Source organism: Bradyrhizobium sp. Y36, assembly GCF_002531575.1.
Lineage (GTDB): Bacteria > Pseudomonadota > Alphaproteobacteria > Rhizobiales > Xanthobacteraceae > Bradyrhizobium.
Map to the genome: position 1 here is coordinate 174432 of NZ_NWTI01000017.1, position 11743 is coordinate 186174.

The 11743-nt window shown below is 66.0% G+C and carries 11 protein-coding genes; 5 read left to right on the top strand and 6 right to left on the bottom strand.

Annotation, left to right across the window (positions count from 1 at the left end):
• Nucleotides 1-94 precede the first annotated feature (94 nt).
• Nucleotides 95-1324 carry a lytic murein transglycosylase gene (locus tag CO669_RS25580; protein WP_097662699.1) on the top strand — a complete coding sequence of 410 codons (1230 nt, stop codon included), beginning with the start codon at nt 95-97 and terminating at the stop codon, nt 1322-1324.
• A 124-nt stretch (nt 1325-1448) separates the two neighbouring features.
• On the opposite strand, the gene CO669_RS25585 is transcribed toward CO669_RS25580, so the two are convergent.
• The 3 genes from CO669_RS25585 to recJ form a co-directional block, all read right to left on the bottom strand.
• A complete protein-coding gene (locus CO669_RS25585; protein ID WP_097662700.1) occupies nt 1449-2246 on the bottom strand; it encodes an aldolase in 798 nt (265 codons plus the stop codon).
• Nucleotides 2247-2344: 98 nt separating this feature from the next.
• Entirely contained in the window at nt 2345-3154 is an 810-nt protein-coding gene (locus tag CO669_RS25590; RefSeq protein WP_198964259.1) for an SDR family NAD(P)-dependent oxidoreductase, read from the bottom strand.
• A 91-nt stretch (nt 3155-3245) separates the two neighbouring features.
• The gene (gene recJ, locus CO669_RS25595) at nt 3246-5087 is read right to left on the bottom strand and encodes a single-stranded-DNA-specific exonuclease RecJ (protein WP_097662702.1); all 1842 of its coding nucleotides are present in this window, start codon (nt 5085-5087) and stop codon (nt 3246-3248) included.
• A 275-nt stretch (nt 5088-5362) separates the two neighbouring features.
• Between recJ and CO669_RS25600 the strand changes: the two genes are divergently transcribed.
• The 4 genes from CO669_RS25600 (at nt 5363) to CO669_RS25615 (ending at nt 8534) form a co-directional block, all read left to right on the top strand.
• Nucleotides 5363-6439 (top strand): methyl-accepting chemotaxis protein, encoded by a 1077-nt coding sequence (locus tag CO669_RS25600; RefSeq protein WP_097662703.1) that lies wholly within the window; start codon nt 5363-5365, stop codon nt 6437-6439.
• A gap of 199 nt (nt 6440-6638) precedes the next feature.
• Nucleotides 6639-7031 (top strand): VOC family protein, encoded by a 393-nt coding sequence (locus tag CO669_RS25605; protein ID WP_349627018.1) that lies wholly within the window; start codon nt 6639-6641, stop codon nt 7029-7031.
• A gap of 303 nt (nt 7032-7334) precedes the next feature.
• Complete coding sequence (locus CO669_RS25610) at nt 7335-8078, top strand: SDR family oxidoreductase (RefSeq protein WP_097662704.1); 744 nt, start codon at nt 7335-7337, stop codon at nt 8076-8078.
• 39 nt (nt 8079-8117) lie between these two features.
• Nucleotides 8118-8534: a cupin domain-containing protein gene (locus CO669_RS25615; RefSeq protein ID WP_097662705.1), complete on the top strand. Its 417-nt coding sequence runs from the start codon at nt 8118-8120 to the stop codon at nt 8532-8534.
• Between the two features lie 27 nt (nt 8535-8561).
• Here CO669_RS25615 and CO669_RS25620 read toward each other — a convergent pair whose 3' ends face one another.
• Genes CO669_RS25620 through CO669_RS25630 form a run of 3 tightly spaced genes read right to left on the bottom strand, consistent with a single transcriptional unit; the run spans nt 8562 to nt 11589 of the window.
• A complete protein-coding gene (locus CO669_RS25620) occupies nt 8562-9557 on the bottom strand; it encodes a 4-hydroxythreonine-4-phosphate dehydrogenase PdxA (protein ID WP_097662706.1) in 996 nt (331 codons plus the stop codon).
• On the bottom strand, nt 9554-11092 hold the full coding sequence (locus CO669_RS25625; RefSeq protein WP_097662707.1) for a tripartite tricarboxylate transporter permease: 1539 nt from the start codon (nt 11090-11092) through the stop codon (nt 9554-9556). Before CO669_RS25625 ends, CO669_RS25620 begins: the two co-directional genes overlap by 4 nt.
• A gap of 14 nt (nt 11093-11106) precedes the next feature.
• Nucleotides 11107-11589 (bottom strand): tripartite tricarboxylate transporter TctB family protein, encoded by a 483-nt coding sequence (locus CO669_RS25630; RefSeq protein WP_097662708.1) that lies wholly within the window; start codon nt 11587-11589, stop codon nt 11107-11109.
• Between the last annotated feature and the right edge of the window lie 154 nt (nt 11590-11743).

Here is an 11743-nt window from a genome sequence, read left to right on the forward strand (position 1 = left end):
GACAAAATGACCGATCGCCGAGGCCGAATTCGGCAGCGCCTGGATGTTCCAGGAACCGACTCACACGAGCCATGTTTCGGGCTAGAATGCGCCGATGAAACACGCTGATTCCTTACCCCGGCCGACGCGCCGCGCCCTGCTGCAAACGACGGTCGGTGCGGCCGCCGTGCTTGCACTTCCGACACGCGTCCTCGCCGCGCCTCCAGGCTTCGACGAATGGCGCGAGGCTTTTCGCGCACGGGCGATGGCGAAGGGCATTTCTGCCGCGACCTGGCAGCGCGCGATGGCGCGGGTCGAGCCGGACATGAGCGTGTTCAAGCAGATGCGCAGCCAGCCTGAATTCCACGAGCAGGTCTGGCAATACATCAACCGCCGCGTTTCCGATTGGCGCATCATCAACGGCAAGATCGCGCTGAAGAACAACGAGGCGCTGCTCGCGCGCATCGAGCGCGATTTCGGCGTCGAGCGCGGCACGCTGCTGGCGCTGTGGGGCGTCGAGTCCGCCTATGGCGATCCCCTGGTGCAGCAGAACCACATGACGCCGGTGTTTCCCTCGCTCGCCGCGCTCGCCTGGAACGAGCCGCGCCGCAAGGCCTATTGGGAGACCGAACTGATCAACGCACTGCGCATCGTCGACAAGGGCTGGAGCACGCCGGAGCAGATGCAGGGATCGTGGGCCGGCGCCATGGGCCATTCGCAATGGATGCCGGAAGTCTGGCTCAATGTCGGCATCGACTATGACGGCGACGGCAAGGTGTCGCCATTCGGCAAGCCCGACGACGCCTTGGGATCGACGGCCAAATATCTCGTCAATCGCGGCAAATGGCATCGCGGCGAGCACTGGGGCTATGAGGTGCGCGCCGCCGGCAACATGAGCGGCAGCCGCACCTATGCGGCCTGGCAAGGGGCCGGCGTCACCCGCGCGGACGGCCAGCCCTTCCCGCAACCGAACGCATCCGCGCAAATGTGGACGCCGGTCGCGGGCGGACCGTCGTTCCTGCTCGGACCGAATTTCTACTCGGTGAAGAGCTACAACCCGTCCATGAACTATGCGCTGGCGATCTGCCATCTCGGCGACCGCTGCCTCGGCGGGCCTCCCTTCATTCAGCCCTTCCCCGGCTCGGAGCGCGCACTGACGCTGGCCGAGGTGCAGGAGATGCAGACACGCCTGACCAAGGCCGGCTTCGATACCGGCGGCACCGACGGCCGCGTCGGCAACGACACCATGAAGGCGATCAAGGATTTCCAGCAGCGCGCGGGCATCACACCGGCGGACGGTTATGGCGGCCTGAAGGTGTTGGCCAAGCTGCGGCAGGGGTCGTAACGTGACGCCCTGCGCCGCCGTCATTCCGCCGCGCCACTTGGCGTGAGCCCGGAATCCATGTCGCCGCGTCGCCTGCTGCACGATGGATTCCGGGCTCACGCTTCGCGCGCCCCGGAATGACACATCAATGCCTGTATTGCGGCTCCTCGGCGTCCAACTGCCGACGGATCGCGGCAAGATGCAGCCGCGCGGATTCGGAATCGCCCTCGCGCATCTGCCGGTAGGTCTCGGCCGCAATCGCGGGATCGACCGGCAGGACCTTGCGGCCCGTCGACATCGCCAGCACCTGCACCTCGGCGGCGCGTTCGAGATAATAGAGATCGTCCCAGGCCTCCGCGATGGTCGGTGCCAGCACCATCACGCCGTGATGCTTCATGAAGACGATGTCGGCATCGCCAACGGCCGACGCAATGCGCGCGCCTTCGCGGTTGTCGAGCGCGAGACCGTTGTAGTCGCGGTCGACCGCCGTGCGGCCATAGAATTTCAGTGCGGTCTGGCCCGCCCAGATCAGGGGATCGCCCTCTGTCATCGACAGCGCGGTGGCGTAGGGCATGTGGGTGTGGAACGCGACTTTCGCGCGCGGCAGCAGCCTGTGCATCTCGGCGTGGATGTAGAACGCGGTCGCCTCCGGCACGCCCTCGCCGTCGAGCACGTTGCCGTGGAAATCGCAGATCAAGAGCTTCGACGCGGTGAGCTCGCGGAAGGCGTAGCCATAGGGATTGACGAGGAAGAGGTCGTCATGGCCCGGCACGACGGCCGAAAAATGGTTGCAGATGCCCTCCTCGAACCCGTTACGCGCCGCCATGCGGAAGCAGGCGGCCAAATCCTCCCGCGCGGTGCGGATCGCATCGCTAGCAAGGTCCGGGCGGTTCGAGCGGAATGGCGCTGACGCGGGTGAGGAAGCGTGAAGGCTGTGCGCCATGGCGAAGGACACCTCTGTCGGTCGGAAAGCTTCCCCGCGTTCTACAGGGCCGACGCCTGCGCGTCAGCCCCTGCGCCTGCCACCCTGCCCTGCGCGGCTCACGCCCGCCTCGGCACGCCGCCGGCATTCATGCCGCCGTCGATGACGAGCTCGCTGCCGGTGACGTAGCGCGAGGCATCGGAGGCCAGGTACAGCACGCCGGAGGCGATCTCGGCCGCCTGCCCGGCACGCCCCAGCGGGGTTGCCACCCTGGCCCGCTCCTCCGGATCGATCGGGGCATTCTGGCCGGCGCCAGTCGCTCCCGTCGGGATCTTGCCCCAGATCGGCGTGTCGATGATCCCAGGATGAACCGAGTTGACGCGGATGCCGTCGCCGGCCGCCGCGCACTCCATCGCGATCGATTTGGCAAACAGCCGCACGCCGCCCTTGGTCAGCGAATAGGCCGACAGGCCGGGCGCGCCGCGCAGACCAGCCAGCGAGGACATCATGACGATCGAGCCGCCACCGTGCTTGCGCATCAGAGGCAGGCAGTGCTTGACCGAAAGAAACACACCATCGAGATTGATGGCATTCTGCTTGCGCCAGTCGGCGAGCGTCATGTCCACGATCGAGGGCACGGCGATGCCGATGCCGGCATTGGCGACGAGAATGTCGAGCCGCCCGTAGCGCTTGCCGATCTCGGCAACCATCTCGATCCACCGCTCCTCGCTGGTGACGTCCTGCTCGAGAAAGATCACCTTGCCGCCGGCGCTTGTCACGCGTTTGGCGAGTTCCGGACCGCGCAGCTCGTCGATGTCGGTCGCAATGACGGTCGCGCCTTCGCGTGCGAACAACTCGACAATGGCCTCGCCAATTCCAGAAGCGCCGCCTGTCACCAGCGCGACCTTGCCCTCAACCTGCCCTGCCATGTTCACTCCCTTTTTTGTTGTTCGCGCGATCGATTGTCGGCGCCTGATCTGCGCGCAAACGCGTACCGCGTTTGTCGCGAGGGATCTTGCGTTATCTGATCACGGATGGCCCCTGGTCCGGTAGTGCGACGTCGATGACGCGGAATTGCACGCGCTCGACGCCCTGGTAGCGATCGACCGAGAGTGAGCCCGCGACGTGCAGTTGCTGGCCGCGATTGGCCAGCAGCGCATTGCCGAGCTTCTGGCCGATCGAGCGGAACGCGATGCCGTTGACGATGGCGCCATCGCCCGACTTGAAGCGCAGACGCAGATGCGCCTGCCCGACCTCGTCGGCAAAAACGAGCTGGTGCGCCGGCAGCGCCAGCACCGGCTCCGGATTGCCGCTACCGAAGGGACCTGCGCGATTGAGCGTCGCCGCCAACTCCGTCGTCACCGCGCGCGCTGAGACTGCGCCGTCGATGTAGAGCTCGTTGACGTGACGCGCCTCGGCGACGTCCTGCGCCAGCGCGTTCTCGAGATAGGCGCGGAATTCGGCAAGCTTCTCCTTGCGCAGCGTGACACCCGCGGCCATCGCGTGGCCGCCGCCCTTGAGGAGAATGCCGTCGGCGACCGCCTGCCGCACCGCCTTGCCGAGATCGACGCCGGCGATCGAGCGGCCCGAGCCGGTGCCGATGCCGCCCGGCTCGAGCGCAATGGCAAAAGCCGGCCGCGAGAACTTCTCCTTGAGGCGCGAGGCCACGAGGCCAACGACGCCGGGGTGCCAGCCTTCGGAGGCCGTGACGATGACGCCGAGCTTGTCCTCCAGCCCGATCGAGGCCAGCGCCTCGGCTTCGGCCTGGGCTTCGGCGCCCTGCTCGATGACGCGGCGCTCGCTATTCAGGCGATCGAGCTCGGCGGCGATCCGCGCCGCCTCGACGCTGTCGCCTTCGAGCAGCAGCCGCACGCCGAGATCGGCGCGGCCGATGCGGCCGCCGGCATTGATGCGCGGTCCCAGCATGAAGCCGAGATGCCAGGCCTCCGGCGGCCCGTTGAGCCGCGCCACGTCCATCAAGGCGGTATGGCCGACATGGTCGCGGCGCCGCATCGCGATCAGGCCCTTGGCGACGAAGGCGCGGTTGAGGCCGATCAGCGGGGCAACGTCCGCGACCGTGCCGAGCGCGACGTGATGCAGCATGCCGAGCAGATCAGGCTCGGGCATCTCCGCGCTCCAGAAGCCGCGCTGGCGCAGCTCGCGGTTGACCGCAACCAGCGTCACCAGCACGAGGCCGACGGCGGCGAGATGACCGAGGCCGGAGATGTCATCGAGGCGGTTCGGATTGACCAGCGCATCGACCTCCGGCAGCTCCGTGCCGGCCTGGTGATGATCGATCACGACCACGGACATGCCGAGGCGCTTGGCCTCGGCGAGCGGCTCGATGCTGGTGGTGCCGCAGTCCACCGTGACGAGCAGCGTGGCGCCCTTGGCGGCGAGCCCGCGGACGGCGTCCACGTTGGGGCCGTAGCCTTCGAAGATGCGGTCGGGAATGTGGATCAGCGGATCGAGCCCGCAATGGCGCAGGTGCCAGGCAAGGAGCGCAGCCGAGGTCGCGCCGTCGACGTCGTAGTCGCCGAAGATCGCAACCTTCTCGCCCTTCACTGCGGCATCGGCGATCCGCTTGGCGGCCGCCTCCATCCCCGTCACCGTGAACGGGTCCGGCATGAGCTTGCGGATGGTCGGGTCGAGGAAGTCGGCGACGGCGTCGATATCGACGCCGCGGCCCGCGAGCACCCGCGCCAGCAGTTCCGGCAATTGATGCTGCTGCACGATGGCGAGCGCCTTGGCGGCGCCGCGAGGGTCCAGCCGGTCGCGCCAGAGCTTGTCGGTCAGCGAGCGCGCCACGCCCAGGAACGCCTGGGGCGCTTCGACGGGCAAGGCAGTGGCAGGCGGCGTCATGAATCGCGATCGGCTTGAGGAACTCGGTAGCGGAAGCGACATCTCCCGGCCGGCCGGGTGATTGACCCGGAATCCCCCGAGGTTTGCAACGTCCGCGCCGCACAAAGCGGTGGATTGCCGCTTTGCTGCGCGGACTGACTATCATTTGGGCACCCCACAAAACAGCAAATTAAGCAGGCGTTAGGCGGAATCCTCGAAAAAGAATCGTATTCGATCTGTAATTTGTAGTTCCGGGTTCGTTGCAGATCAGACCTCATTGCCAAGGGAAATCCCCGATGTCTGCTGCGCTGGGTCTGAAAGCCAAGCCGATCGCCGCCGAACCCGCTGACGACGATTCCGACATCTCCGCGCTGATCAATCGCCTGACCGCGGAGGTCAACCAGATCGCAGTCGACAAGACCAAGTCGATCCAGCAGATCACCAACCAGATGAAAATGCTGGCGCTGAACGCGCTGATCGAGAGCTCACGCGCCGGCGCGCAGGGCGCAGGCTTTGCGGTGGTGGCCCAGGAGGTGCGCGGCGTCGGTCAGCAGGTCGAGACCATCGCGCGCGAGCTCGAGACCCAGCTCACGAAGCGGACCGGCGATCTCGTCGCCTCGATCGACCGCATGAGCCAGCGCTCGCGCGGCGAGCGCATGGTCGACCTGTCCCTCAACGCGGTCGAGCTGATCGACCGCAACCTCTATGAGCGCACCTGCGACGTGCGCTGGTGGGCGACCGATTCCGCCGTGGTCGATTGCGCGGCCTCGCCGGCGCCGGCCGCGGTGACCTATGCCTCGCAGCGCCTCGGCGTGATCCTCGGGGCCTACACGGTCTACCTCGACCTCTGGCTCTGCGACCTCGACGGCAACGTCATCGCCAACGGCCGCGCCGACCGCTTCCGCGTGGTCGGCCAGAACGTCGCCCACACCAAATGGTTTCGCGAAGCGCGTACCTTGCGCTCCGGCGACGATTATGTCGCCGGCGACGTGGAGAACCAGCCCCTGCTCGGCAACGCGCAGGTCGCGACCTATTGCGCCAGCGTCCGCGCCGGCGGCCAAGCGAGCGGTGCCCCGATCGGCGTGCTCGCCATCCATTTCGACTGGGAGCCGCAGGCCCGCGCCATCGTCCAGGGCGTGCGCGTCGGCGACAGCGACAGGGCCCGCGTGCTGCTGGTGGATTCGAATTTGCGTGTCATCGCAGCGTCCGACGGCCAGGGCATCCTCAGCGAGCGCATCTCGATCTCGCTGAATGGCCAGCGCTCCGGCTTCCATCACGACCGCACGGGCGCGCTGGTCGCCTTCCACGCGACCCCGGGTTACGAGACCTATCGCGGGCTTGGCTGGTACGGCGTGATCATTTGCGGGGCCTGAGGCAGCCGGCCGATCCAAAAAACGCGAAAACAACCCCATGCACAGTAGACCGAGGGTTGTTTTCATTGGTGTTTTGCGATCGCCGTAACGCCTCGCCACAAGCAGTTTTGACACGTCGGGCAAAACGCTGGCAATCTGCGATCACAGTAATGTGCAGCATGCGTGGCTGTTCGCCCGTGGCGGGGTACGCCTGTCAGTCATGACATCGAGCGACGCGACCAAGCCACCTCTTTCAGACCCGCTCGCGCGCGCAACCTCCGACAGTACGGGAGACGCACCGCAAGGCGGCTTTGCCGACCTCGTTCCCGAACTCGGCGTTTCCAGCATTTTAGCCAGCCTGCGATTCTGGCGAGACCTGCTTGGTTTTGAAATCGCTTACGAACGCCCCGCCGCCCGGTTTGCCTATCTCGTCAGGGGCCGCCTGCAGATCATGCTCTGCGAATTGAACGGGCGCTGGGAGACGGCGGAGGTCCAACGACCGTTCGGACGTGGCATCAATTTTCAGATGACCGTCGATCGCATCGCGCCGATGCTGAAAGCCCTCGACGACGCCGGATGGCCGCTCTACGAGCAGCCGAATGAAGCCTGGTAACGGGTGGGCGACCAGGAGCTTGGCCAGCGCGAATTCCTCGTTCAGGACCCCGATGGCTACCTGATCCGCTTCACCGAGCGTCTGGGACGCCGCACGCCCTCTTGAGAGGGGAATGAGCCCTTACTGATCACCTCACGTCCCAACGCGCGATGGAGCATTTTCCGGCAAGGCAGGCCGATTTCAGGCAAGAGCTCGCCGCATTGCTCGGGTAGACTGCGCTTCGCATCACGCCCACCGACGGACCGTGAGTGACCGCTTGATTGTCACCAAGCTCACGTTCGCCCCATGCCGAGGAGACTTTTCATGAAGATCGTCGTGATCGGCGGAACCGGGTTGATCGGATCCAAGCTCGTGGCGAAGCTCAGGCAGCTAGGCCACGAGGCCGTAGCCGCCTCGCCGAAATCAGGCGTGAATGCCGTGACCGGGGAAGGCCTCGCTGCGGCATTGGCAGGCGCAGATGTTGTCGTCGATGTCGCCAACGCGCCGTCCTGGGAGCCCGCCGCCGTGCTCGAATTCTTCGAGCGTTCGAGCAAAAATCTCGTCGCGGCAGAAGCTGCGGCGGCCGTAAAGCATCACGTGGCCCTGTCGATTGTCGGAACCGAACGGTCGCCCGACAACGCCTATTTCCGTGCCAAGCTCGCCCAGGAGACAATCATCAAGGCTGCCTCAATCCCCTACTCGATCGTGCGCGCCACTCAGTTCTTCGAATTCCTCGGCGCCATCGCCGAAATGGGCGCGACTGACGGCAAGATCGTCGTTCCCTCGGCAATGTTTCAACCGATCGCTGCCGACGACGTCGCCGCACGCCTCGCTGAGGTCGCAACAGCCAGGCCGCTCAACGGCACGATCGACATCGCAGGTCCTGAGAAGGCTCCGTTCAATGAGTTCATCGCACGCCGCCTGAAGGCATCCGGCGACGCCCGCCCCGTGGTCGGAGACCCGAAGGCGCCCTACTACGGTGGTCTCATTGACGACAAATCGCTGAACCCGCTCGCCGACGCGCGCCTCGGAGCCACGCCACTCGCGACATGGCTCGCGAGCCTCTGAGACTGGCAATCACGAAACCACCGCAGTGAAGGAACTCCCATGCGCAGATTGGTGATCGCTACAGCGGTTTATGCCGCCTCATTGCTGACGGCCCACGCAGCCGAGCCTGTCGCTCCATCGGCGAAAGTCACGGTCGTGTTCGACCAGCCGCTGCCCAACGTCCCCGGCAAGAGCATGAAGGGCGTGCTGGTCGAATACGGTCCGGGAGGCTCCTCCCCGGCCCACATTCACGCGCCGTCCGCCTTCATCTATGCCACGGTCCTGGAAGGTGCGATCCGCAGTCAGGTCAATGACGGTCCGGCAAAGGTCTTTCACAAGGGAGAGAACTTCTCCGAAAGGCCCGGTGACCGCCATGGCGTCAGTGCCAATGCCAGCGATACCGAGCCTGCGAAGCTGCTTGCCGTCTTCGTGGTGGACACGACCGACAAGGAGCTGACGACGCCGATCGCGAAGTAGCGCCACGTCGGCGCACCGTCAGGCGATCTAACGCGCGGCCATCTCCGCCGCGAGCAGCAGCGCGGCGCGGCTGGCGCCGATCGAGGCGATGCCTTGGCCTGCAATGTCATAGGCGGTGCCGTGCGCGGGCGTGCAGATCGGGAACGGAAAGCCGCCGAGCAACGTCACGCCGCGATCGAATCCCATCAGCTTCATCGCGATCTGCCCCTGGTCGTGATACATCGTCAGCACCGCATCGAAGGCGCCACCCTTTGCACGCAGAAACACGGTATCGGCGGGGAACGGTCCCTCCGCGGCGATGCCCTCGCGCTGGGCGGCCGCGACCACGGGCGCGATGACGTCGATCTCCTCGCGGCCGAAATTGCCGCCGTCGCCGGCGTGAGGATTGAGACCGGCAACGGCAATGCGCGGCCGCGCGAAGCCGGCCTTGCGCATGCAGAGATCGGTCAGCTCAAGCGCGCGATGGATGCGATCGCCGGACAGTCGCTCGGCGACGTCCTTGAGCGGGATATGCGAAGTGACGCGTGCGTTCCAGAGCTGGTCGAGCACGTTGAATTCGCTCGCCGGGGTCTTGAGGCCGACCACCTCCGCGGAGAATGCGATCTCGTCGTCGTACTCGGCGCGGGCGAGCCGCATCGCCTGCTTGTTGAAGGGAGTGAAGCACACCGCATCGGCACCTCCGTCGCGCCCAAGCTCGAGCGCGTGCTTGTAATTCGCCAGGGCGAACTTCCCGCCGGCAAGGGTGGCGGTCTTCGGCTCGACGTCGCCGGGATCGAGGTGGCGAAGATCGACAAACAACGCATCGCCCTGCGCCGCGCGATGGTCGGTCCCCTGCTCCACCGTGGTCAGCTCCGGCTTGACGCCGGCAATACCCGCGCCTTCGTCGAAGACGCGGCGGTCACCGATGACGACGAGCCGGCAGCTCGCACGGATATCATCCTGCACCGTGAGCTTCGCCGTCAGCTCCGGGCTGATGCCGGCGGGATCTCCCATCGCCAATGCAATGAGCGGCTTTGCGGTCATATGATCACCTTCTCCTGGGCCGTCGTCTCGGCCGTGGGGGATGCGGGCTTGCGCCAGAGGCGCGCAAGCTGCAACACGAGCGGCAGCAGCAAGAGCGCGATGCCGGCCACGATCAGGCAGGTCACCAGCTTGTTGGCGAAGAAAATGCCGAGGGATCCCCTGGACATCAGCATCGACTGCCGGAACGCGTCCTCGGCCTTGTCGCCGATGACGATGGCGAGCACGAGCGGCGCCAGCGGATAGAACAGCTTCTTGAAGAGATAGCCGACGACGCCGAAGCCGAGCATCATGACCACGTCGAGATAGGAGTTCGACACCGAATAGGCGCCGACGACGCAGATGATCACGATCAGCGGCGCGATCACGACGAAGGGAATCCGCATCAGGGCCGCGAAGACCGGAACGGTGAGCAGCACCAGCACGACGGCGACGATGTTACCGACATACATCGAGGCGATCAGGCCCCAGACGAAGTCCTTCTGATCGACGAACAGCATCGGCCCGGGATTGAGACCCCAGATCATCAGCCCGCCCATCATGACGGCCGCGGTCGCGGAGCCCGGAATGCCGAGCGACAGCATCGGCAGCAGCGCGCTGGTGCCGGCGGCATGATCGGCGGTTTCCGGCGAGATGATGCCTTCGACCTCACCCGTGCCGAAATAGCGGCCGCGGCGCGAGAAGCGGCGCGCGATGCCGTAGCTCATGAACGAGGCCGCGGTCGGGCCGCCCGGCGTGATCCCCATCCAGCAGCCGATAGCGGCGCTCCGCAGCAGCGCCACGCCGTGCCGCGGCAGGCGGCCGACGGCGCGAAATACCTCCGCCCAATCGATTTTAGAGGACACCGCGCGGGCATGAAATTCCTCTTCGACGGCGACCAGCAACTCGCCGATGCCGAACAGGCCCATCACAGCGACGACGAAGCTGACGCCCTTGACGAGCTCGTCGACGCCCATGGTGAGGCGGACGCTGCCGGAGACGGTGTCGATGCCGATCGCCGCGATCGCAAAGCCGATCGCCAGTGCCACGACGGTCTTGATCGGGGCCGCGCCGCCCATGCCGACGAAGCTGGCAAAGGCCAGGAAGTAGACGGCAAAATACTCCGCCGGCCCGAAGGCGAGCGCGACCTGCGCCACCCAGGACGCCAGGAAGGTGATGAGGATGACGCCGACCAGCGCGCCGAAAGCCGCCGAGCCGAAGGCGGTCGCCAGCGCCGTGGTCGGCCGGCCATCGCGCGCCATCGGATAGCCGTCGAAGGTGGTTGCGACCGACGAGGGCTCGCCGGGGATGTTGAACAGGATGGAGGTCACCGAGCCGCCGAACAGCGCGCCCCAATACATGCTGGAGAGCAGGATGATCGCCGACACCGGCTGCATGCCGAAGGTCAGCGGCAGCAGCAGCGACACCCCGTTCGGCGCGCCCAGCCCCGGCAGCACGCCGACGAGAATGCCGAGCAGCACGCCGACCACCATCAGGGCGAGATGCGGCATTGTCACCGCGATGGTGAAGCCGTGCAGGAGCTCGCCGAGATTATCCATCGCCGCCCTCTCCGTCAGAAGCCCAGCGCGGCGGCGAGCGCGCCGTGCGGCAGGCTGACCTGGAACAGGCGCTCGAACACGACATAGAGTGCGAGTGCCGTTGCTCCCGCCATCGCGAGGGCCCGGGGCACGGATTGGTGTCGGGGGATCGCCAGCACCGCGAAGACATAGAGCGCGGAGGCGACATACATCCCGGCCAGCGGGATCGCGGCAACGAAGATCGCGGCCGGCAAGAACAGGCTGGCGAGCCGGCGCAGCTCGATCGGCGTGATCGCGATGGGAACATGAGCGAGGGACGCCACCGGCATCACGCCTCTCACCAGGTTGTAGAGGCTTCCGAGCACGATCATGATGCCGGTCAGAAAGGGAAAGGTGCCGGCGTCGACGCCGGCGCTTGACCATCCGATGCCGTTGTCGAGGCTCTGGACCAACACGGCAACACCGAAGCTACCGGTGAGGACGGCGGTCGCAAGCTCAAGCGCGCGGCGAGAGATCATGGGGGGCTCCGGTCAGACGTCGGAAAGGGACCGGTCATGGTGCAAAAGTCTTTCCCCAACATCTGCTGTCGTCCCTGCGAACGCACTAGGGCATGCACGTATCTCTGAGGCTCCATCCTGCTGCGACGGCGTGGAAGTATTCGAGGCCGTTTTT